At 62.5% G+C, this 21307-nt stretch carries 20 protein-coding genes; 9 read left to right on the forward strand and 11 right to left on the reverse strand.

What is annotated here, in order from left to right; genetic code table 11:
- Positions 1–80 precede the first annotated feature (80 nt).
- From SM765_RS03645 to SM765_RS03660, 4 genes are read left to right on the forward strand one after another with little or no spacing between them, the layout of a single operon-like run.
- Positions 81–740 carry a TetR/AcrR family transcriptional regulator gene (locus SM765_RS03645; RefSeq protein ID WP_274830746.1) on the forward strand — a complete coding sequence of 220 codons (660 nt, stop codon included), beginning with the start codon at positions 81–83 and terminating at the stop codon, positions 738–740.
- On the forward strand, positions 737–1924 hold the full coding sequence (locus SM765_RS03650) for a pyridoxal phosphate-dependent aminotransferase (RefSeq protein ID WP_274834728.1): 1188 nt from the start codon (positions 737–739) through the stop codon (positions 1922–1924). Before SM765_RS03645 ends, SM765_RS03650 begins: the two co-directional genes overlap by 4 nt.
- Complete coding sequence (locus SM765_RS03655) at positions 1921–3522, forward strand: 5-guanidino-2-oxopentanoate decarboxylase (RefSeq protein WP_274837450.1); 1602 nt, start codon at positions 1921–1923, stop codon at positions 3520–3522. Before SM765_RS03650 ends, SM765_RS03655 begins: the two co-directional genes overlap by 4 nt.
- 3 nt (positions 3523–3525) lie before the next feature.
- Positions 3526–4308: a dimethylarginine dimethylaminohydrolase family protein gene (locus tag SM765_RS03660; protein WP_274834730.1), complete on the forward strand. Its 783-nt coding sequence runs from the start codon at positions 3526–3528 to the stop codon at positions 4306–4308.
- Between the two features lie 5 nt (positions 4309–4313).
- Here SM765_RS03660 and SM765_RS03665 read toward each other — a convergent pair whose 3' ends face one another.
- The 4 genes from SM765_RS03665 to SM765_RS03680 form a co-directional block, all read right to left on the reverse strand.
- Positions 4314–5228: a MurR/RpiR family transcriptional regulator gene (locus tag SM765_RS03665; protein ID WP_274837449.1), complete on the reverse strand. Its 915-nt coding sequence runs from the start codon at positions 5226–5228 to the stop codon at positions 4314–4316.
- A 67-nt stretch (positions 5229–5295) separates the two neighbouring features.
- Entirely contained in the window at positions 5296–6108 is an 813-nt protein-coding gene (locus tag SM765_RS03670; protein ID WP_274837448.1) for a metal ABC transporter permease, read from the reverse strand.
- Positions 6105–6902, reverse strand: coding sequence for an ATP-binding cassette domain-containing protein (locus SM765_RS03675; RefSeq protein WP_274837447.1), 798 nt, complete (start codon positions 6900–6902; stop codon positions 6105–6107). The genes SM765_RS03670 and SM765_RS03675 overlap by 4 nt, the downstream gene beginning before the upstream one ends.
- Positions 6899–7381, reverse strand: a complete 483-nt coding sequence (locus tag SM765_RS03680) for a Fur family transcriptional regulator (RefSeq protein ID WP_274834734.1) — start codon at positions 7379–7381, stop codon at positions 6899–6901. The genes SM765_RS03675 and SM765_RS03680 overlap by 4 nt, the downstream gene beginning before the upstream one ends.
- Before the next feature lie 135 nt (positions 7382–7516).
- Here SM765_RS03680 and SM765_RS03685 point away from each other — a divergent pair, with 135 nt between their 5' ends.
- Entirely contained in the window at positions 7517–8563 is a 1047-nt protein-coding gene (locus SM765_RS03685) for a zinc ABC transporter substrate-binding protein (RefSeq protein WP_274837446.1), read from the forward strand.
- A gap of 44 nt (positions 8564–8607) precedes the next feature.
- Here the strand turns inward: SM765_RS03685 and SM765_RS03690 are convergent, their stop codons facing one another.
- Both SM765_RS03690 and amaB read right to left on the reverse strand, forming a co-directional pair.
- Positions 8608–9882, reverse strand: coding sequence for an NAD(P)/FAD-dependent oxidoreductase (locus SM765_RS03690; RefSeq protein ID WP_274837445.1), 1275 nt, complete (start codon positions 9880–9882; stop codon positions 8608–8610).
- The gene (amaB, locus tag SM765_RS03695; RefSeq protein ID WP_274837444.1) at positions 9872–11374 is read right to left on the reverse strand and encodes an L-piperidine-6-carboxylate dehydrogenase; all 1503 of its coding nucleotides are present in this window, start codon (positions 11372–11374) and stop codon (positions 9872–9874) included. The genes SM765_RS03690 and amaB overlap by 11 nt, the downstream gene beginning before the upstream one ends.
- Positions 11375–11516: 142 nt before the next feature.
- Between amaB and SM765_RS03700 the strand changes: the two genes are divergently transcribed.
- From SM765_RS03700 to SM765_RS03710, 3 genes are all read left to right on the forward strand, one after another.
- On the forward strand, positions 11517–12416 hold the full coding sequence (locus tag SM765_RS03700; RefSeq protein ID WP_274837443.1) for a LysR substrate-binding domain-containing protein: 900 nt from the start codon (positions 11517–11519) through the stop codon (positions 12414–12416).
- Positions 12416–13303 (forward strand): LysR substrate-binding domain-containing protein, encoded by an 888-nt coding sequence (locus tag SM765_RS03705; protein ID WP_274830758.1) that lies wholly within the window; start codon positions 12416–12418, stop codon positions 13301–13303. Before SM765_RS03700 ends, SM765_RS03705 begins: the two co-directional genes overlap by 1 nt.
- Before the next feature lie 103 nt (positions 13304–13406).
- Entirely contained in the window at positions 13407–14363 is a 957-nt protein-coding gene (locus SM765_RS03710; protein ID WP_274837442.1) for a 1-phosphofructokinase family hexose kinase, read from the forward strand.
- 10 nt (positions 14364–14373) lie between these two features.
- On the opposite strand, the gene SM765_RS03715 is transcribed toward SM765_RS03710, so the two are convergent.
- Complete coding sequence (locus tag SM765_RS03715; RefSeq protein ID WP_274837441.1) at positions 14374–16740, reverse strand: thiamine pyrophosphate-binding protein; 2367 nt, start codon at positions 16738–16740, stop codon at positions 14374–14376.
- A 10-nt stretch (positions 16741–16750) separates the two neighbouring features.
- Positions 16751–17953 (reverse strand): methionine gamma-lyase, encoded by a 1203-nt coding sequence (locus SM765_RS03720; protein ID WP_274837440.1) that lies wholly within the window; start codon positions 17951–17953, stop codon positions 16751–16753.
- A gap of 116 nt (positions 17954–18069) precedes the next feature.
- Here SM765_RS03720 and SM765_RS03725 point away from each other — a divergent pair, with 116 nt between their 5' ends.
- On the forward strand, positions 18070–18528 hold the full coding sequence (locus SM765_RS03725; protein WP_274830762.1) for an Lrp/AsnC family transcriptional regulator: 459 nt from the start codon (positions 18070–18072) through the stop codon (positions 18526–18528).
- Between the two features lie 153 nt (positions 18529–18681).
- Here SM765_RS03725 and modC read toward each other — a convergent pair whose 3' ends face one another.
- Genes modC through modA form a run of 3 tightly spaced genes read right to left on the reverse strand, consistent with a single transcriptional unit; the run spans position 18682 to position 21253 of the window.
- Positions 18682–19770: a molybdenum ABC transporter ATP-binding protein gene (modC, locus tag SM765_RS03730; protein ID WP_274837439.1), complete on the reverse strand. Its 1089-nt coding sequence runs from the start codon at positions 19768–19770 to the stop codon at positions 18682–18684.
- On the reverse strand, positions 19770–20462 hold the full coding sequence (modB, locus tag SM765_RS03735; protein ID WP_274837494.1) for a molybdate ABC transporter permease subunit: 693 nt from the start codon (positions 20460–20462) through the stop codon (positions 19770–19772). The genes modC and modB overlap by 1 nt, the downstream gene beginning before the upstream one ends.
- 8 nt (positions 20463–20470) lie before the next feature.
- Positions 20471–21253: a molybdate ABC transporter substrate-binding protein gene (gene modA / locus SM765_RS03740; protein WP_274837438.1), complete on the reverse strand. Its 783-nt coding sequence runs from the start codon at positions 21251–21253 to the stop codon at positions 20471–20473.
- Positions 21254–21307 lie beyond the last annotated feature (54 nt).

The raw sequence follows: 21307 nt of genomic DNA on the forward strand, positions 1-21307 counted from the left end.
CTTACTTTTCGGCTTGTAGTAAGGACGAACAATAGTAATTATGCAAGTGTATAATTTGAAATCGTCAGGCCGGAGAGACCGTGACCGAAGAACGCCGGAAATTTAAGCGGGAGACTGCAGAGGCCCGAAAGGCCGCCCTGATCGCGGCTACGCTTGAGCTGGTCGCCGAAAATGGCGTGCGCGGGGCGACGGTCCGGGCCATCGCCGAGCGTGCCGATGTGACGCAAGGTCTGATCCGGCACTACTTCTCTTCCAAGGAAGAGCTGATCAGCGCTGCCTACGAACACCACATGACCTATATGACGGATCTGACCGAGGCCCCGGCGACGCAGGTCACCGGCTGTGCGGTGAGCAGGTTGTCGGCCTTTGTTGTGGCCTCGCTTACGCCGCCGGTTGTCGATCCGCGTTCGATTGGTCTTTGGGCCAGCTTCCTCAACAAGGTGCAGCAGGATCCGGTCATGCGCCAGATTCACGCGCAGACCTATGCCGATTTCCGGGACCGGCTTGAGGCGCTGATTGATGCTGCGCTGCGTGAGACCGGACGCTCTGTCGCGCCGCCTGGTCTGCGCCATCTCGCCATTGCCTGTAACGCGGTGATCGACGGTCTTTGGCTCGAAGGTGGCGCCTTGCCGGATGCTTTTGAGCCGGGAGAGCTGCCCGAAATCGGGGTGCGCTCCGTCGGCGCCATTACCGGATTAGAATTGAAAATGACACCTCAGGAAAAGGCTGATCGGCCATGAAAACAACAGATGTGACCACGCGTTTGGCAGGGCTGGGCGGTGCAAAATGGGAAATACACCTGAAAGCACGCGCCATGGCCGAAGCAGGCGCCGATCTGGTCGAAATGACCATCGGTGAGCCGGACGTGCCGGTGCCTCAGGCGCTGCTGGATACTGCGGCCCGCGCCATGCAGTCTGGCCGTACTGGATACTCCGATGGGCGCGGCGAAATGAACCTGCGCCGAGCGCTGGCCGCGCAATACAGCAGCAAGATCGGCCGGGCGTTTGAGCCGGACAACTTCCTTTGTTTTCCGGGCACGCAGACCGCGCTGTTCGCAGTGATGACCGGTGTCGCGCAGCACGGCGATGAGGTGCTGGTCGGGGATCCTATGTATGCCACCTACGAAGGGGTCATTCGCGCAACCGGCGCCAATATGGTGCCCGTGCCCCTGCGCCCCGAACACGGGTTTCGCATGCAGGCCGAAGATATCGCCGCCCGTATCACACCGCGGACCCGCGCGGTGCTGCTGACCTCACCGCACAATCCCACAGGGTCGATTTTGACGCCAGAGGATATCGCGGCCATCGGCAAACTTGCCGTGGAGCATGATTTCTGGATCATCTCGGATGAGGTTTACGCCGAACTGGTGTTCGATGGTGCTGAGTTTACATCGCCGCTGGCGCAGGCCGATATCGCGGACCGGGTGATCGCCGTATCCTCGGTTTCCAAATCCCATGCGGCGCCGGGATTCCGCAGCGGCTGGTGTGTCGCCTCCAAGGACTTCTGCGATGCCTTGCTGCCGTTTTCCGAAACCATGCTGTTCGGCAACCAGCCTTTCATCGCCGACATGACCGAACAGGCTGTGCGCGAGGGATCTTCTGTGGCGGCAGGCATGGTGAGCCGGTTCTCTGCCCGCGCCGAACGTCTGGCGGATCGGCTGCATACAGAAACTGGACTGACCGTGCACCGTCCCGAAGCCGGCATGTTCGCGATGATCGATGTCTCTGCCACCGGCATGGATGGTGATGCCTATGCGATGGACCTGCTGGAAAACGGTGGGGTTGCCGTGATGCCGGGTTCTTCTTTCGGGGAAAGCCTGAAGACCTGGGTGCGGGTGGCACTGACTATCGAAGATGCAGGTTTCGACAAAGCGCTTGACCGGATCGTGGCCCATGCCGCCCAAAAGGCGCAGGAGGTCGCATGACCAGCGTCGGAGAACAGCTTGTCGCAGATCTGAAGGCGCGCGGCGTGACCTGTGTGTTCGGTATTCCCGGAGTGCACACGGTGGAACTTTACCGGGGGCTTGCCGCGTCGGGGCTCCGTCATGTGACGCCGCGCCACGAACAGGGCGCCGGGTTCATGGCAGACGGTTACGCCCGCGTGTCGGGACAGCCAGGCGTAGCCTTTGTTATCACCGGGCCGGGATTGACCAATACGCTGACGCCCATGGCGCAGGCGCGGGCGGATTCCGTGCCGATGCTGGTCGTCTCTGGGGTCAATGCGGCCCCGTCGCTGGGGAAGGGTATGGGGCATCTGCACGAATTGCCCGACCAGCACGCGCTGGCGGCGACGGTGGCACTGGTGTCCGAACATGTCGACAGTCCAGAAGCGCTGACCCCAGCGCTGAACCGGGTGTGCGATCACGTACAGAGCCCGCGACCCGGTCCTGTGCATGTGCAGATCCCGCTGGATATCGCCGGCACTGCTGCACCCGAAGGCGCGGCGGCTCCCCAGTCAAACGCGAACTATCCAGAGGCGGATGCCGATCAGATTGCCGAGGCCGCGCGACGGCTGAACGCCGCGCGGCGCCCGGTGATCCTTGCAGGCGGCGGGGCCAAATCGGAAGCGGCGCAATTGCGGCGCCTGGCTGAACGGCTGGATGCTCCGGTGGTACAGACGGTCAACGCCCGTGGGGTGCTTTTCGATCATGCCCTGAGCGTTCCGGCGAGCCCCAGCCTGCAGGCAACACGGGCACTGATCGAAGAGGCCGACGTGGTTCTGGCCATCGGTACCGAGATGGGGCCGACGGATTATGACATGTACGCAACCGGCACCATGCCTGCGATGGCTGGGCTGATCCGGGTCGATCTTTGTGACCAGCAATTGCAGCGACACCCTGCTGAGCTCAGCATTCAAAGCGGGGCAGGGGGCTTTCTGACTGCGCTTCTGGCAGCGATGCCGGACGGGCAGGCGGGTAATGACGGCGCCGCGCGGGCGGCCCGCACCCGCGATGCTGCGCTGGCAGAGCTTGGATCGGAGTATCGCGATCAGGTTGCCGTGCTTGAGACCATGCGCGATGCGCTGCCGGGGGCGATCATGGTCGGGGATTCAACGCAGCCGATCTATGCAGGGAACCTTTACTACGATCACGACCGCCCGGGCGGCTGGTTCAATGCGGCAACGGGATATGGCGCGCTCGGCTATGGCATTCCCGCAGCCATCGGGGCCGCGATAGCTGCGCCTGACGCGCGGGTGATCTGTATCGTCGGCGATGGCGGCGCGCAGTTTTCGCTGCCCGAAGTCATGGTCGCGGTCGAGGAAGGTCTGCCGGTCACATTCGTGGTCTGGAACAACCATGGCTACCGCGAAATCGCGACCTCGATGCAGGACGTTGGCGTGACAGTGGTCGGTTGTGATCCCACGCCGCCCGATTTTGCCGCAACCGCCCGATCCTTTGGCATTCCGCATCAGGCGGTGGCTCAAACCCCGGCCGAGGTCGCCGCTGCTTTGCGCGCGGCGCCGAAAACCGGCCCTTCCATGATTGAAATCGCGGCACCTGTTTTTGTGCCGACACAGGACTAGAATATGACGAACCCTTCGTTTGAGTTTACCCGCGCCATCACCCGCCGTCCGGCGGCCAGCATCGTCAACGGGCTGCGCGCCGAGGATATCGGCACCCCGGATTTGGAGACCATGCTGAAGGCCCATGCGTCTTATGTGGCGGCCCTCAAAAGCACCGGCGCCGAAGTGATCGAGTTGGACCCACTGGAGGCCTATCCCGATGCGGTTTTTGTCGAGGACACCGCGCTGTGCCTGCCGCAGGGCGCCGTGTTGATGCGCCCCGGCGCGCCGTCCCGCATGGGGGAGGTGGCCGAAATGGCTCCGGCCCTGCGGGGGTGTTACGAAGATCTGCGCGAAATCAAGGGACCCGGCCATATCGAAGGCGGGGACATTCTGGTGACCGGTCGCGAGATCCTGGTGGGCCGCTCGGATCGCACGGATGCGGCGGGCGTTGCCGAGCTGGCAGAGATCGTGGCGGAATGGGGCCACTCCCTGCGCGAGGTTTTCACGCCCGAGGGGGTTTTGCACTTCAAGACCGATTGTTCCCTGATGGATGCGGAAACGATCTTGTCCACCCGTCGGCTGGATGCCTCGGGCTGTTTCGAAGGCTACCGGGTTCTGCACGTGGCCGATGGCGAAGAGGCAGCGGCCAACGCGATCCGGTTCAACAATCTGGTGCTGATGGCGGCGGGGTTCCCGCGCACTGCCGAAATGCTGGACCGCGAAGGGTTCGAGGTCGTGGAGATCGACAACCGCGACTGCGCGAAACTGGACGGCGGCATGTCCTGCCTGTCGCTGCGGTTCTGATCCCGTCAGCGGCCAGTGCGGGGCAGTTTGGTGCCACTCCAGTAGGCGCCGCTGTCCTGACGCAGGTCCTCATAGGCCTCGATCCGGCGGCGGGCGGTGTCTCCGCCTGCCGTAATCAGGTGTGTCAGCAGGCATTCCAGCACCGCCATGGCACCACCATAGGCGCCAAAGGCATGCAGCGAATTCGACGCGACGGCCAGCACATGATCGGCATGGATGCCGGGGGCGATCACCTCGCTGTCTGAAATCAGCACGACCTTGGCGCCTCTCTTTGCCGCCATGCGCAGGGCCTGAATGGTTCCCGAGGAATAGGGGGCAAAGGTGATGGCGATCAGGCAGTCCTCCGCCGAGAGGTCGATCAGATCGTCCATCGCCGAGCCCATATGGCGCGGCACCAGATCCAGATCCGGCAGTGCCATCCGCCCCACGTAGTGAAAGTAATGCGCCAGTGCATATGAGGCGCGGGTGGCGGTGACGTAACATCGCCGTGCCGAGGTCAGCGTCTCAACAATGGCAGCGGTGCGTTCGGGGGTCATCAGCCGCAAAGAACGCGCCACGATGTTGATCTCGTTGCGGGCCGCGCGCGCCTGAAGGGCAGCCGAGGGCGCATCCGACGCCTGCATTTGCGCCAGCCAATCCTCTCCCAGCCCCGCCTCCTGCCCGGTGACAAGAGCGGCGCGGAAGGGGGTGCGCAGGGCTTCGAAACTGTCAAACCCCAGATGTTCAGCAAGACGCACCAGGGTATTGGCGCTGATCCCGGCCTTGGTGGCGGTAAGGCGCACCGGGTCGAGCGCGAAATCACCTGGATTATCAATGATGTATTTCGCTGCCGCCGCCAGCTTTGGCGGCATGTGGGAAATGCCGTCTTTCAGCGTGGCCAGCAGGCGGGCGGTCTGTTTCGGATCAAGTTGGGGGTTCATGGGATAAACAGAACATATGTGCTGAACCATGCAACAGGAAATCACACGGTCTGCGCAGGCCCACGGATCAATTGCGACCGATGATATGCTGGCGCAGGGCATGACCCAGACTGGAGAGTGCGAACAGGATGGCGGCAAGGCAGACGATCGTCGGCCCGGTCGGCGTGTCAAAGGTAAAAGCCAGTTGCAGCCCCCCGAGGGCGGACAGTGCACCGATGGATGCTGCAATCAGCGCCATTCGTTCCGGGGTCGAGGCAAAGGGACGTGCGGCAGCGGCCGGGATCAGCAACAGCGCGGCGATGAGCAAGACGCCGACCACCTTGATCGCCACCGCCACGACAAGCGCGAGGGCAATGGTCAGCACCATCTGCTCTCGCTTCGGGTCGATCCCGGCGGCATAGGCCAGATCGGGGTTCAGGGTCGCCGTCAGCAGCGCCGACCAGCGCGCCCAGAGTAGCAGCAACACCAGCGCTGCGCCGCCCCAGATAATGGCCAGATCAACGCGGCTGACGGCAAGGATGTCGCCAAAGAGATAGGCCATCAGATCGATACGGACCCCATGCAGAAAGGAGACCGCGACAAGGCCAAAGGCTAGCGAGGAATGGGCCAGAACCCCCAGCAGCGTATCCATGGCATAGCCCCGGTTGCTGAGGCTCGAAACCGCTGTCGCCATCATTAGCGAGGTAACGAGCACGCCCGCAAACACCGAGGTATCAAAAGCCAGCGCCAAAGCTACGCCCAGGATGGAAGCATGCGCCGTGGCATCGCCGAAATAGGCCATCCGGCGCCAGACCACGAAACAGCCCAGCGGCGCCGCCGCCAACGCAACGCCGATGCCAGCAAGCGCGGCGCGGATCAGGAAACTGTCGAGAAAGCTCATGATACCCTATCCATGTCAGCAGCGTCCGTGTTTGCGTCGGAGGGGCCGTGATCGTGGTCGCAGCCAGGACCATGATCGTGGGAATGGTCGTGCGAGTGGTTGTGTTCGTGCCGGTAAAGCGCCAGCGCTCCTTGGGTTCCGGTGCCAAACAGCGCCCGGTATTCTGGCGCAGAGGCCACGTGTTCCGGCTCCCCCTCGCAGCAAATATGGCCGTTGAGGCAGATCACCCGGTCAGAGGCGGCCATGACCACGTGCAATTCATGGCTGACCATCAACACCGCGCAGCCGAGTTCAGCCCGCACGGTTGCGATCTGTTGGTAAAAGGCGGCAGAGCCGGGCTGATCAAGGCCTTGGGTGGCTTCATCCAGAATCAGAAGTTGCGGGTTTGTCAGCAGCGCCCGGGCCAAAAGGACGCGCTGGAACTGCCCGCCCGACAGGCCCGACATCTGCCGCGTGGCCAGCCGGTCGGCGCCGGCCTGTGCCAATGCGGCTTCGGCCTGGGCGTCAGTGACGCGGCTCGGCAGGCTCAGAAACCGGCGCACGGTTAACGGCAGGGTGGGATCGATATGCAGTTTTTGCGGCACATAGCCGATGCGCAGGCCGGGCGCGCGGGTGATGCTGCCCCGGCTGGGCTTCAGGGCGCCGATGATGCTGCGCAAGAGCGTGGATTTTCCCGATCCGTTCGGCCCGACGATGGTGAGGATCTCACCCGCTTCGATATTCAGGTTCACATCGGACAGCACCGTGTTGCCGCCATACTGAACGGACAGGCCTTTCAGGGATACAAGGCTCATGCAGCCTGTGCCTTCTGGCATTTTGGGCAGATCCCTTCGGCTTCGACGACGGTGCGTTCGATCAGGAACCCGGCTTCCTCTGCTGCAGAGCCGAGCTGTCCCTTGGTAGGATCGGTATGCACTTCGGCCACAGCATCGCAGATTCGGCAGATCATGAAGATCGGCGCGTGCCTGTCGCCCGGATGGGTGCAGGCCACAAAGGAATTCAGCCGCTCGATTTTATGGGCAAAGCCATTCTTAACCAGGAAATCCAGCGCCCGATAGGCAACCGGGGGCTGCGATCCGAGTCCCTCTTCGCGCAACCGGTCCAGAATGTCATAGGCGCCGAGCGCCCGGTGCTCTTGCAGCAGAATTTCCAGCACCCGCCGCCGTACGGGGGTGAATTGCAGGCCCTTTGCCTTGCACCGGGCATCCACTGCGGCAATGCAGTCGTGGATACAGCTGCTGTGATCGTGGGTTTCGAAGCCGATCGAATCCATCAGGGGTCTCCGCACAGGGCAATTGAAGGGGCAGTAACAGGCGCCGATTTGGGTCTTGATATGTTATGTTATGACGTTTATCAAGCCGCGTAATGTTATACAATTACATCGACTCGGGACGAGAGGACTGTCGGAATGAAAGGCTTATCTTACGCAGCGGCGCTGCCTGCTGTTTTTTGGGCAGGGATGGCGCTGGCCGAGGTGCCGCGGGTAGCGGTTGATATCGCGCCGGTGCATGGGCTGGTCGCCCGTGTGATGCAGGGAGTGGGAGAGCCGGATCTGGTGGTGCCGCCCGGTGCGTCACCCCATGGCTACGCGATGCGCCCCTCCGAAGCGCTGGCGCTGGACCGCGCTGATGCGGTGTTCTGGATTGGCGAAGCACTGACACCCTGGCTGGAAGGCCCGCTTGAGACCCTGGCGGGGCGGGCGCGGGTGACCGAACTGCTGGATGTCGATGGCACGCTGGAGCTGGAGTTCCGGTCGGGCACGACCTTTGATCACGATGATCACGATCATGAAGCCGAGCATGATCACGACGGTCACGCTGGCGAAGATCACGATGGACATGAGGATCACGCCGAAGAGGGCGAGCATGGTGACGATCATGATCACATGGCGCATGATGAACACGGCGACGCGCATCACGAGGATCACGCTGGCCACGCACATGAAGGCATTGACCCCCATGCCTGGCTGGCGCCGGAAAACGCAGAGCTGTGGCTATCGGTCATTGCCGCAGAGCTGGCCGCGCTGGACCCCGAAAACGCAGAGATCTACATGGCCAACGCCAAGGCCGGTCAGGCGGAAATCAAGGAAACCGTGGGGCGCCTTGATGCGGTTCTGGAGCCACTGCGCGCCAGCTCCTTCATCGTTTTCCACGACGCTTACCAGTATTTCGAGCACAGTTTTGGGCTGACCTCATCCGGGGCGATTTCGCTAGGCGATGCTTCGGACCCGAGCCCCGCGCGCATCGCCGAGATCCGCGATGCGGTCGCGTCCCATGGCGTCGCCTGTGTCTTTTCCGAGCCGCAGTTCAATCCGGGACTGGTCGATACGGTGCTGGATGGGACCGGGGCAAAAACGGTAGTGATCGACCCCATGGGCAGCCACATCCCGCCGGGGCCGGAGTTCTACACGGATCTGTTGTCCGAACTGGGCAGCGCCATGGCGAGCTGCCACTAGGTATTCCGGAAAGGGGCAGGGCGGGGGACCCTGGTCTGCCCCTTTCAGAACCGGTTTTTGACCAGATGCGTCAGGGTCGCGCCGGTCTCGTAATAGGCTTGTTTGAGCCCGGCAAAGGGCAGGCTGTGGCTGGCCACCGGGTCCACCGGAAGGCAGGATGTCTCGCCAGTCAGCAGTGCCTCCGCCATGCGGGTGCCAAACAGTGTGCCGGGGCAGATGCCGCGCCCGGAATAGCCGAAACAGGCATAGCCGCCGTCCAGATGCTGGATCTTCGGCAGGTGTTCCGTGGTCATTGCGATCCGCCCGAACCAGGTCTGTCGCAGGGGCGTGTCGGCCAGCGCCGGGAATAGATCCGCCAGTTTGCGCCGCAGCCAGCCGAGGTGAATGCCGCTGCCGGGATGGTTCAGCGCCCCCATGCCGCCGATGATCAGGCGACCTTCCTGATCCAGCCGCCAGGAGGACATGACCAGCGCCGAATCCCAGCACCCTTCCAGCTCGGGCAGGATGGCCTTGCGAACACTGTCCGGCAGCGGATCGGTTGCGGCTTGGAAATAATGCACCGGGATCATGGCCGGGGTTTGCAGCCCTTCGATAGGCAGGGCGTAGCCGTTGGTGGCGACGATCATATGTTTGGCGCGAATGCGGCCATTGGGGGTGGTGATGTCCCAGATATCCTGCTGCCGTGTGGCCGATAGGGCAGGGGTCTCTGCGTGGACCTTTGCACCTGCACCCGCAGCGGCCCGGGCCAGACCGCGGGCATAGGCCAGCGGCTGGATCGTGCCAGCGCGTGGATCAAACAGCGCGCCGAACACCTGTTCGGACCCGACCCTTGCCTGCGCTTCGCTTGCGTCCAGCAGTTTCACCGGAGCGCCGATCCGCGACAGCTGGTCGAAGCGCCGTTGCAGATCTTTCATGCCGCTGGGGGCATGGGCGCAGTGCAGCGTGCCCTTGCGGACCGGTTCGCAGGCGATTTGATGGGTTTCGATCAGGTCATAGACCATATCCGGTGCCCCGGCGAGCAGGTCGGACAGGCGGCGCCCAGCTGCCTCGCCGATTTCGGCGTTGATATCCTCGGGGGGCAGCCAGAGGCCGGCATTGGCCAGACCGACATTGCGCCCCGACCCACCGCTGCCGAAACTGCCCGCCTCGATCAGGCGGACATCGGCGCCTAGTCCCGCAGCCTTCAGCGCGGCGGCACACCCTGTGTAGCCGCCGCCGATCACCACCAGATCCGCTGTGACCTCTTCGGTCAGCTGCGGCGCCAGGATCTGCTCCCGGCAGGTGTCATGCCAAAGACTGGACGCCAGATCAGATGTCAAATTTGATCCCCTGTGCAAGTGGCAGATCGCGTGAATAGTTCACAGTATTCGTCTGCCTGCGCATATACCCTTTCCAGGCGTCAGATCCGCTTTCGCGGCCGCCGCCGGTTTCCTTTTCTCCGCCAAAGGCCCCGCCGATTTCGGCACCGGAGGGTCCGATGTTCACATTGGCGATACCGCAATCCGAACCCGCTGCCGAGAGGAAATATTCGGTCTCGCGCACATCGGTGGAGAAGATGCAGGAGCTGAGCCCCTGAGGCACGTCGTTCTGCAGGGCGATGGCCTCATCCAGATCGTCGTATTTCACCACATAAAGGATCGGCGCGAAGGTTTCGGTATGCATGATTGCCGATTGTTCCGGCATTTCCACGATGGCCGGATGGGCATAGGCCGCATCGCCATGGCTGTCCTTTTGCGCCTGCCCGCCGCCGTGCACCTTTCCACCTTCGGCCTTGGCCTGGGCCAACGCAGCGTCCATGGCGTCCAGTGCGGGACGGTCGATCAGCGGGCCGACCAGGGTGCCGTCGGCGAGGGGATCGCCAATCGGCAGACCCTCATAGGCCTTGATCAGGCGCGGGGTCAGCTGGTCATAGATGTCCTTGTGCACGATCAGGCGGCGCAGGGTGGTGCAGCGCTGCCCAGCGGTGCCAACGGCGGAGAACACAATGGCGCGCAGGGCCATTTCCAGATCCGCCGAAGGGGCCACGATCATCGCGTTGTTGCCGCCCAGCTCCAGAATCGTGCGCCCCAGACGTTTGGACATATCGGCGGCAACCGCCTTGCCCATCGGCACCGAACCGGTGGCCGAGATGATCGCAACATCCTTGGAGGCAGTCAGCGCTTCGCCCAGATCGCGTTCGCCGACCAGAGTCTGAATCAGGCCTTTTGGAGCTTCGTCGCCGAAAGTTTCCATAACCCGCTCGCAGATCTTCTGAACCGCCAGCGCCGTCAGGGGGGTCTTCTCGGAAGGTTTCCAGATCACCGGATCGCCGCAGACAAGCGCCAGCGCCGCGTTCCAGCACCAGGGCGCGACCGGGAAATTGAAGGCGGTGATGATGCCGCAGGTGCCCATCGGGTGCCAGGTTTCGCGCATGGCGTGGCCAGGGCGCTCGGATGCAATGGTCAGGCCATAAAGCTGGCGCGACAGGCCAACCGCGAAATCGCAGATGTCGATCATCTCCTGCACTTCGCCAAGGCCTTCCTGATAGATCTTGCCGCATTCCAGCGTCACCAGTCGGCCAAGGTTTTCCTTCTCGCGGCGCAGCTCTTCGCCAAGCAGGCGGACCAGTTCACCGCGGCGCGGGGCAGGCACTTGCCGCCAGGCCGTGAATGCCTGTTTCGCATCCGCGATTTGGGTGTTCGCCTCGCTCACACTGTGCATCTTCAACTTGGCGATTTCGCTACCATCGACCGGCGTGGTCACGCTGAGCGTTCCACCCCAGAGTTCGTCTTTGGTCAGGCCAGCGGCGGTCAGGATATCTGCGTAATCCATGGAAGGAGTCCTTGTCAGAGAATGCTGATCATGAGGGAAAGAACTATCTTTGATGATCAGGTGTTGGCGTTTTCCCTTGTTTGTCATTGAAAGGAGTGGTTTGCACATGAAACTAATTCCTGCCGGTATGAGGTAAAGTCATATGATCGCGCCGCGTCGCTTTTTACCCTCCATTCCATCCCTGCTTGCCCTCGAAGCGGTGGACCGTCTGGGCAGTGCCTCGGCGGCGGCTGAGGATCTGTCGCTGACCCAAAGCGCGGTCAGCCGCCAACTGAAACAGCTGGAAGAGCAGATGGGGGTTGATCTGATTGCGCGTGATCAGATGCGGATGCAGCTGACACCGGCGGGGGCAGGATTCGCACAGGAGGCACGCGGTATCCTGACCCGGCTTGCGCAGGCCTCGGTGAAACTCAGGGCCAACCCGGATGGGGGCAGTCTGAACCTGTCGATCCTGCCCTCCTTCGGGCTGCACTGGCTGGCGCCGCGGCTGAAGGATTTCGTGGCAGGGCATCCGGGGATTACCGTCAACCTTCAGACCCACAACCTGCCGTTCAGTTTTGAGGGCAGCACCACACAGGCGGCAATTCACTATGGCACACGTGATTGGCCGGGCGTCGAATATTTGCCTCTGATGCCCAAACACGTGCTGCCGGTCTGCGCGCCCGGACTGATGCATGCCCCGGCCGCAACGCCGGAGGAGCTGCTCAGTTTTCCGCTGCTGCATCTGGAGACCCACCCGGACAGCTGGGAGCAATGGTTTGCCCTGCATGATGTTCCGGCGGAAAAACTGCGCGGCATGTTGTTCGATCAATCCTCGGCGATGACACAGGCGGCGGTACATGGGCTTGGCGTTGCCCTGCTGCCGACCTTCATTGCCGAGGCGGAAATTGCCCAGGGTCGGCTGCAACTGGCAGTGCCGGGCGCGCCGGTTACGCTGGGGTCGTATTTTCTGGTCTGGCCACAGGATCGGGCGACTGACTATCCCTTGCTGAAATTCCGTGACTGGCTGATCGGGCAGATCGGCCCGCAGGAGGTGTCGTGATGCGGCTGCCCAGCCTGACCCATATGCGTTGCTTCGAAAGCGCGGCCCGGCATCAGAATTTCACCGCCGCCGGCGAGGAACTGGGGCTGACCCAAAGCGCCGTCAGCAAGAAGGTGAAAGAGCTGGAAACGGTCCTGGGGTTCGAGTTGTTCCAGCGGGTCGGGCGCGGTGTGGTGTTGACCCCGGCCGGGCAGGGGCTTGCCACCGATCTGGCGCAGGATCTGGGATCGCTGAAGGCCAGCCTGCAAAAAGCGGTTGCCGCCGGGGCCGGGCGTTCGGCGCTGCGGATCGCCGTCCTGCCGACATTCGCCAATCGCTGGCTGATCCCAAGGTTGCCGGATTTCTTTGCCCGCCACCCCGAGATCGAGCTGAATTTCACCACCCGGCTGGAGCCGTTTGATTTCAGCCGTACCTCTTTTGATCTGGCCATTCACTACGGGCTCGACAATTGGCCGGGTACGCTGATGACCGAATTGTTCGGCGAGCAGATGATCCCGGTCTGCGCGCCGGATTTCTTTGCCGGGCAGGATCTTGCGGGCAATCCGAATTGGCCTGGGGTGCCGCTGTTGCATCTGGAAAGCCGCGAAGAAGCCTGGCGGGACTGGTTCGCACGTGCTGGGATCATAGGTGCGCCGCGTCAGGACGGGCGCTATTTCGACCAGCATTCGATGGTTATCGCTGCAGCGGTGGCCGGGCTGGGCGCAGCGATCGTGCCATATGATATGGTAGATCAGGAAATCGCCTCGGGTGAGTTGATGCGCATTCCCGGTCCGCATCTGACCTCCCGCAAACGCTATTATTTCGTGCGTCCCTACGGGGCGGCGCCAAAACCGGTGCAACGGTTCGAGGCCTGGCTTAGAAAACAGCTGCGCAGGGAAGAGCCTTAGCCGCCATATCCGCCCGGCGGCTCAGACCGTCCGGGATTGGTGGCGCGACAAAAAAGAATTAGATGTGCAGAGGCTGTGCTCTGACATGCCTGCTGGGAAACCAATGTCCAAGATCCTGACAATCACGCTGAACCCTGCCGTTGATCTGGCCACCTCGATCGACCACGTGGTGGCAGGCCCCAAGCTTTATTGTGATACTCCGCGCACCGATCCGGGCGGTGGCGGCGTCAATGTGGCCCGGGCCATTCACAGGCTGGGCGGCGATGTTCTGGCGCTCGTTGCCGTAGGCGGCGCCATGGGGGAGCGGCTGTTGCAGCTTTTGGCAGCGGAGGGCGTCCCGGTGGATCCCGTGCAGGCCGGTGGTGAAACGCGGCAGAGTTTTGCGGTGACGGATACATCGACTGGGGAACAGTTCCGCTTCAGTGTTCCGGGTGAGGAGATGAGTGAGGCTGATGGCGCGCGTCTGCTCGATGCGATTGCCTCTGCCGCGCCAAGGGATGGTTATGTGGTCCTCAGCGGTGGCGTCACGCCCGGTCTGGGTGACGATTTCCCGCAAAAGGTTCTGGCGGCCCTGACCCCGAGCCGGGGCAAGCTGGTTGTCGATACCTCAAAGACTGCGCTGGAACATCTGCTCTCCTCACCTTCCGATCCGGTGCACCTGTTGCGGCTGGATCAGCGTGAGGCGGAGCAGTCAGCAGGGCGCAGGATGGAGAGCCTGAATGACAGCTACACCTTTGCCGAGGCGCTGATTGCGCGCGGCGTGGCGGAGCTCGTGGTTGGCGGCCGCGGCGGTGAAGGCTCCATTCTGGTGACGGGGCAGCAGCGGTTTTTCTGCCGCGCACCCGAGGTTCCGATGGTCAGTAAAATCGGGGCCGGGGATGCCTTTACCGGGGCGCTGACGCTGGCCCTGTCGCAGGGCCAGCCTCTGGGGCAGGCGCTGCGCTGGGGCGTTGCCGCCGCCAGCGCAACGGTCCAGACCGAAGGCACCGCATTGTTCAAGGCCGAGGATGTAACGGCACTGCTGGACCGTTGCGCGCTTCGCGAAGATACATCCCTTTGATGTGCGCCTCTCAGGCCATCTTCTTCCCGGCTGTCAAACCATTCACCTTTTCGACGATGGCGCGGGCGTCGATGCCGTGGTGGCGGTAAAGATCCCCTATAGTGCCGGTCTGGCCAAAATGCTCCACCCCAAGCGGGATTGTCTGGTGCCCGGCGACAGAGCCAAGCCATGACAATGTGGCCGGATGACCGTCGATCAAGGTGATGATCCGGCAATGGGGCGGCAGCCGCCCCATAAGGGCCTCGATATGCGATTGCGCGGCTGCATTGCCGCGGGCGCGAGCGCGTTGCGCCGCTGTCCAGCCTGCATTCAGCCGGTCCGCCGAGGTCACCGCCAGCACGCCAATGTCGCGGCGACCTTCGCCGACCATTCCGGCGGCCTTGATCGCCTCTGGGCCAACGGCGCCTTGATAGGCGATCACCACGTCGCAATTCGGCCCCGGCTTGCGCAGCCAGTAGGCGCCATCGATGGCACCCTGACGGAATTCTTCGTCGACGCGTTTGCCGGGCTGTTCAACAGGGTTGGTGGTGAGGCGCAGATAGACCGACCCGCCGGTCTCATCCCGCAGCCAGGTGCGTTCATCCGGATCGCCCTCGCCATCGCGCTGCACGTAGTCAAAGGCCCACTCCATGATCACTGCCAGCTCATCGGCAAAGGCAGGTTCAAAGGAGGCCAGCCCGTCCTGGCTCATCCCGATGAGAGGCGTTCCGACGGATTGGTGCGCACCGCCTTCGGGCGCCAGTGTCACCCCAGAGGGGGTGCCGACCAGAATGAAACGCGCGTCCTGATAACAGGCATAGTTCAGCGCATCGAGGCCGCGGGCGACAAAGGGATCATAGACCGTGCCGATGGGGATAAGCCGCTTGCCAAAGAGCGAATGCGACAGGCCCGCCGCGCCCAAGAGCAGCATCAGATTCATCTCGGCAATGCCCAGCTCGATATGCTGGCCCTGCGGTGTGAACTCCCATTTCGCGGTCGAGGGAATGCGGTTTTGGATAAATGCATCGGCCTGTTCGGTGCGAGCAAAGAGCTTGCGCCGGTTCACCCATGGGCCAAGGTTGGTGGTGCCGGTCACATCAGGTGAGGTGGTGACGATGCGGTCGGCCAGTGCGCTATCGCCCTTCGAGAGATCATCAAGGATCTTGCCAAAGGCCATCTGGGTCGACACCTCGCGCGAGGTGTCGACGGCAATCGCGGGCACCGCCAGTTTGTCATCCTGATAGCGCCGGGTGCCCTTGGCAAAGAAGGGCACCTCAGACAGGAAGGCACGCAGGGCATCCGGGTCTTTGACCGCTGCCAGAGGCTCCCATTCTTCGCCTTCAGCCACGCCCATGTGCTTTTGCCATTCGGCGAACTGGGACTTGTTCATCAGCCCGCCGTGATTGTCCTTGTGTCCCGCAATGGGCGTGCCCCAGCCCTTGATCGTATAGGCGAGGAAACAGGTGGGCCGGTCGTGGTCGATGGCGTCAAAGGTCTGAGCCATGGTCTCTACGCAGTTCCCGCCCAGGTTCTCCATCAGCGCGGCCAGTTCGGCGTCGCTGCGCCGGTCGATCAGGGCCGTCACATCGCCCTGATCGCCGTGATCATCCATCAGCCGCTTGCGCCAGACTGCACCGCCCATGAAGGTCAGCGCGGAATATTCCTGATTGGGGCAGGCATCGATCCAGTCGCGCAAATGATCGCCACCGGGTTCCTCGAACGCGGCCCGCTGCAAGACGCCATGTTTGACCCGCACCACATCCCAGCCGAAGGCGTCGAAAATCTTCTCGATCCGCCCGAACAACCCTTCGCGTACGATTCCGTCCAGTGACTGGCGGTTGTAATCGATGATCCACCAGGTGTTGCGCAGATCGTTTTTCCAACCTTCCTGCAGGGCTTCGTAGATATTGCCCTCGTCCAGTTCTGCATCGCCGACCAACGCCACCATGCGGCCCATCGGGGCATCGCGCCCCCAATCCTTGGCCTTGATGTAATCCTGGATAATCGCAGCAAATGAGGTGATCGCCACGCCAAGGCCCACCGAACCGGTGGAAAAATCCACATCGTCGATATCCTTGGTCCGGCTGGGATAGCTCTGCACGCCACCAAAGCCGCGGAAATTCTCCATCTTCTCGCGGGTCTGGTTGCCCATCAGGTACTGCATCGCGTGAAAGATCGGCGAGGCATGGGGTTTGACCGCTACCCTGTCCTCGGGCCGCAGGGCCGAGAAATAAAGCGCGGTCATGATCGACACCATCGAGGCGGAGGAGGCCTGATGCCCGCCGATCTTGATCCCGTCCACCTTGGGGCGCACGTGATTGGCGTGATGGATCATCCAGTGCGACAGCCACAGCAGCCGCTGTTCGACGGTCTTCAGGTGCGTGAGATCGGCGGGCATGGCGCTCTCCTTATTCGGCAGCGTGTTTGGCGGGCGTGGGCAGGGCCTGATCCAGATCCTGCAGGATGTCGGCCACGTCTTCCAGCCCCACCGACAGGCGGATCAGGCCATCGCTGATGTCATGCTCAAGCCGTTCTTCGGCGGTATAGGTCGAATGGGTCATCGAGGCCGGGTGCTGGATCAGCGTTTCCGCATCGCCCAGCGACACGGCGCGCTGAATCATCTCGAGCGCGTTCATGAACTGGATCCCGCCAGCCATACCGCCGTCGATTTCAAAGGCTATCATTGCACCCGGCTGCGCCATCTGGCGTTCGGCCAGTTCGTGCTGGGGGAAGCTTTGAAGCCCAGGAAAATGCACGCTGCTGACGGCCGGATGCGCCTCCAGATAGTCCGCCACCACCCGCGCCGAGGCGCAGTGTCGATCCATGCGCAGGGCCAGAGTCTTGAGCCCGCGCAGGATCAGCATGGCATTGAAAGGCGCCATCACTGCCCCCGTCATGTCCTTCATCCCCACCAACCGGATTTCGGTGATCTGCTCGGCAGTGCCTGCGATCAGCCCGGCCACCACATCACCATGGCCGCCAAGGTATTTTGTGGCGGAATGCACCACGATATCGGCGCCAAGCTCAATCGGGCGGGTCAGATAGGGGGTTGCATAGGTGTTGTCGACCACGACCTGCGCACCTGCCGTGTGGGCGATGTCTGATGCTGCCGCGATATCGACAAGACGCATGTTCGGATTGGCCGGGGTTTCGAAATAGACGACGCGGGTCTTGTCACTGATCGTCGCACGCAGGTTTTCCACGTCGGTCATGTCCACATGGGTAATGGTGACACCCCATTTTGCCAGCCCGTGCCGCATGAAGGCAAAGGTGCAGCCATACAGCGTCTTGTCGACGATCACCTCGTCGCCCGGCGACAGAAGGGTCCACAGAACCGCAGTGATCGCGCCCATGCCGCTGGCCATGGCAAGGCCTGCCTCGGCCCCTTCGAGCGTGGCGATGCGCTGCTCAAGCAAATCGCAGGTCGGGTTGGAAATGCGGGAATAGATATGGCCTTCGCGCTCTCCGGCGAAGGTATCTCCGCCCGCTTCGGCGGTTTCAAAGGAGAAGGTCGAGGTCAGATGCAGGGGCGGGGTCAGCGCGCCGTCATTGTCGAGCGGGTTATAGGCGTGGTGGATGGCACGGGTGGCAAATCCTGTGGCGCGGCTCATTGGGATATCTCCTGAAACTTGATGGCGCCACTTTGTGCTGACCTGTACGGCATTTGATTGCCAATTCTGCCTTATTTGGGGTAATAATTGGCATTATCTACCAATATGAGGGATTCATGGACAGTAAGGACCGACAAATCATCCGTGCGTTGCAGCGGGATGGTCGCATGACCAATCAGGATCTTGCCGATGCGGTGAATCTGTCACCCTCTCCTTGTCTGCGGCGGATCCGGAACCTTGAAGCCAAGGGGATCGTGCAGGGCTACAGCGCCGATGTGGACGCGGCGGCCTATGGTCTGTCGATCATGGTGTTCGTGCGCGTCCGGCTGGAGCGGCACAACGAGGCGGATGTAAAGAACTTCGAAAGCCGTATCCGGATGATCGATGAGGTGCTGGAATGTCACGTGATGACCGGGGCAATGGATTACCAGCTGAGGGTGCTTGTGCCCGATCTCGAAGCCTATGAGGATTTCATCCGGAACCGCATTCATCCCATCGGCGGCATCGCCTCGATCGACACAAGTTTTGTCTACGGCACGGTGAAAAAGACGGCGGTGTTTCCTTCGGTTGCGTGAGCGCGGTGCATGTCGCCAAAAAGCGGTCGGCGCAGATACGTCGCCCTAATTATGCACATAATGTGTGTTATGTAATGTTTGAACGTGGCGAGCAGTGCTCTAGCTGATGCGTGAAACTTGTCCGTGTGCCCCAGTGCAGAAGCTATGGCAGGCCTATCCCGAAGCGCCACCGATATCGCTGGGCGCGATGGCGACCGATTTCACCACGGCAAAACATTCGGCGCCTTCGGTGAGCTCCAGCGCCCGCGCCGAGCGCTGGGTGATGCGGGCCAGGATGCGCCCGGCTGGCGTTTTGAGAGACACCATTGCCCCGGGGCCGTCACCGGCGCGGATCTGCTGGACCGTGCCCGGCAGGATATTGAGCGCAGAAAGCCCCTCGGGACGCTGCCGTGACAGGATCACCTCATGCGCAGCAACCCGGACCCGGATCATCTGACCCGGTGCCTGGGCGATCTTTGGCAGGAACAATGGAATACCGCCTGCGTCGAGTTCGGTCAGCCCGTCCGGGTGATGCGCTTTGACCCGGGTTTCCAGCAGCGCGCCAACGGAACGAACACCGGTCGGCATGACATTGGGATCGCTTAGGATCTGCGCGGCGGGTCCCTGCTGAACCGTTTTGCCGTCCTGCAGCACGACGACCGTGGTGGCCAGCTGCGCCACCTCGGCTGCGGAGTGGCTGACGTAGAGTACTGGAATGTCCGTTTCATCGCGCAGCCGTTCGAAATACGGCAGGATTTCCGCCTTGCGCGCCTCATCCAACGCCGTCAGCGGTTCATCGGCCAGGATCATCTCCGGCGAGGACAGCAGCGCGCGACCGATCGCAACCCTTTGTTTTTCACCACCCGACAGACCTCCGGGCCGTCTTTGCAGCAGGTGGCCGATCCCCAGCATCTCGACGATCCGGTCGATATCCGCCCTGGGCGTATTTTTTGGGGCGAACCAGCGACCGAACAGGAGGTTCTGCCGGACGGTCAGATGCGGGAACAGGCGACCTTCCTGAAAGACATAGCCAATGCGGCGCCGGTTTGGCGGCAGCCATAGACCCGATTTGGTGTCAAACAGGACCCGTCCATTCAGCGCCACGCGTCCTGCATCCGGTTTCAACAGCCCGGCGACCGCGTTGACAACAGTGGTCTTCCCGGACCCCGACCGGCCGAACAGGACGGTGATCCCCTGCGGCGCCTCAAAGGCGACATCTAGGGTGAAACCGGGCCTGCTATGGCTGAGCTGCACCGACAGCATCACGCGTCCCTTATGCGTTTGGCCGCCCTGCGGGCGAGGGCTTCGGACAGGAGCAAGGCGGTCATTGCAAGGGCAACCGAGATCAGAACCAGTCGGGTTGCGGCAGCCTCACCGCCGGGGATCTGCAAAAAGGCGTAGATCGCTGATGGCAGGGTCCGGGTCTGGCCCGGTATGTTCGACACAAAGGTAATCGTGGCGCCAAATTCCCCCATCGCCTTGGCAAAGGCCAGGATCGCGCCTGCAATCAGCCCGGGAAACACGAGCGGCAGGGTAACGCTGACAAACACCCAAACCCGCGACGCGCCCAGGGTGGATGCGGCTTGTTCCAGCTTTGGATCGACGGCTTCGATGGACAGCCGGATCGCGCGCACCATCAGCGGAAACCCCATGATGCCCGCTGCCAGCGCCGCGCCGGTCCAGCGGAAGGCCAGCACGATCCCCATCTGCTGCAGCAGCCCCCCGACCGGCCCCTGGGTGCCAAAGGTCAGAAGCAGCAGGTACCCCGTCACCACAGGCGGCAGGATCAGCGGCAGGTGGACCAGACCGTTCAGCAACTGCTTGCCCGGAAACTCCCACCTTGCCAAGGCATAGGCGATCAGCATGGCCGGAGGCAGCGCCGCCAGGGTTGCCCAGAATGATACCCGTAAAGACAGGGCAACCGCGTTCCATTCCTCGGGGCCGAGCCAGTCCATCATGCGGGCTATTCCGGCAAAACGGTGAACCCCTCGGCCGTCAGGATGGCACCTGCGGCGGGGCTTTGGAGATAATCGAGAAAGTCGCGTGCTGCAGGATTGTCACCGGGCGAAATTGCTGCAGCGGGGTAGATGATCGGTGGGTGGCTGTCGCCCGGGAAGGTGGCGATAATGCTGACGTCTGCATTGGCCTTTGCATCGGTGGTGTAGACAATCCCGAAGGGGGCCTCTCCAGTAGCGACCAGGGCCAGCGCGGCGCGGGCGTTGTCGGTCTGGGCTACATTGGGGGCAATGCCCTCCCATAGACCGAGCGATGACAGCGCGGCCTTGCCGTAGATCCCGGCCGGCACGGCTTCGGTCAGGGCCATGGCAAGCCGGTTTTTCCCTAGCAGTCCGGCAAGGTCAAAATCGGGCGAAAGTGTCACCGGTTGCTGCTGCCCATGTGCAATCAGCACAAGGCTGTTGCCCATCAGGTCAAACCGGCTGCCTGCTACAATCCTGTCGCGCTGCTCAAGATGGTCCATCCAGGCGGGGTTGGCAGAGATAAAAACATCAGCTGGCGCGCCATATTCGATCTGGCGCGCCAGAACGGAGGACCCGGCCAGTGAAACCGCAACGGTATGCCCGGTTTCGGCTTCAAACCCTGCGCGGATACGCTCGATTGCATTGGTCAGGCTGGAGGCGGCGAACACAGTGACCTCGCCTGCAAAGGTCAGACCGGGCGCTGCGATGGCAAACGCAAATCCCAGCACGGCAGCCAGACATAGGCGGCGGGTGCGGGACAGGATCATTGGCGGGCCTCGTGGAACGTCTGCATATCTCACTTGGCGTAGCGCCGGGCCGGA

Origin of the sequence: Pseudophaeobacter sp. 1A09344, from assembly GCF_041008745.1 — a bacterium.
GTDB classification, from domain to species: Bacteria; Pseudomonadota; Alphaproteobacteria; order Rhodobacterales; family Rhodobacteraceae; genus Phycobacter; species Phycobacter gallaeciensis_A.

Excerpts from the sequence above, each read along its gene's own strand:
- SM765_RS03650 (WP_274834728.1), top strand. The coding sequence starts at position 737 with ATGAAAACAACAGATGTGACCACGCGTTTGGCAGGGCTGGGCGGTGCA.
- SM765_RS03655 (WP_274837450.1), top strand. The coding sequence starts at position 1,921 with ATGACCAGCGTCGGAGAACAGCTTGTCGCAGATCTGAAGGCGCGCGGC.
- SM765_RS03660 (WP_274834730.1), top strand. The coding sequence starts at position 3,526 with ATGACGAACCCTTCGTTTGAGTTTACCCGCGCCATCACCCGCCGTCCG.
- SM765_RS03665 (WP_274837449.1), bottom strand. The coding sequence starts at position 5,228 with ATGAACCCCCAACTTGATCCGAAACAGACCGCCCGCCTGCTGGCCACG.
- SM765_RS03670 (WP_274837448.1), bottom strand. The coding sequence starts at position 6,108 with ATGAGCTTTCTCGACAGTTTCCTGATCCGCGCCGCGCTTGCTGGCATC.
- SM765_RS03675 (WP_274837447.1), bottom strand. The coding sequence starts at position 6,902 with ATGAGCCTTGTATCCCTGAAAGGCCTGTCCGTTCAGTATGGCGGCAAC.
- SM765_RS03680 (WP_274834734.1), bottom strand. The coding sequence starts at position 7,381 with ATGGATTCGATCGGCTTCGAAACCCACGATCACAGCAGCTGTATCCAC.
- SM765_RS03685 (WP_274837446.1), top strand. The coding sequence starts at position 7,517 with ATGAAAGGCTTATCTTACGCAGCGGCGCTGCCTGCTGTTTTTTGGGCA.
- amaB (WP_274837444.1), bottom strand. The coding sequence starts at position 11,374 with ATGGATTACGCAGATATCCTGACCGCCGCTGGCCTGACCAAAGACGAA.
- SM765_RS03700 (WP_274837443.1), top strand. The coding sequence starts at position 11,517 with ATGATCGCGCCGCGTCGCTTTTTACCCTCCATTCCATCCCTGCTTGCC.
- SM765_RS03705 (WP_274830758.1), top strand. The coding sequence starts at position 12,416 with ATGCGGCTGCCCAGCCTGACCCATATGCGTTGCTTCGAAAGCGCGGCC.
- SM765_RS03710 (WP_274837442.1), top strand. The coding sequence starts at position 13,407 with ATGTCCAAGATCCTGACAATCACGCTGAACCCTGCCGTTGATCTGGCC.
- SM765_RS03715 (WP_274837441.1), bottom strand. The coding sequence starts at position 16,740 with ATGCCCGCCGATCTCACGCACCTGAAGACCGTCGAACAGCGGCTGCTG.
- SM765_RS03720 (WP_274837440.1), bottom strand. The coding sequence starts at position 17,953 with ATGAGCCGCGCCACAGGATTTGCCACCCGTGCCATCCACCACGCCTAT.
- SM765_RS03725 (WP_274830762.1), top strand. The coding sequence starts at position 18,070 with ATGGACAGTAAGGACCGACAAATCATCCGTGCGTTGCAGCGGGATGGT.
- modC (WP_274837439.1), bottom strand. The coding sequence starts at position 19,770 with ATGCTGTCGGTGCAGCTCAGCCATAGCAGGCCCGGTTTCACCCTAGAT.
- modB (WP_274837494.1), bottom strand. The coding sequence starts at position 20,462 with ATGGACTGGCTCGGCCCCGAGGAATGGAACGCGGTTGCCCTGTCTTTA.
- modA (WP_274837438.1), bottom strand. The coding sequence starts at position 21,253 with ATGATCCTGTCCCGCACCCGCCGCCTATGTCTGGCTGCCGTGCTGGGA.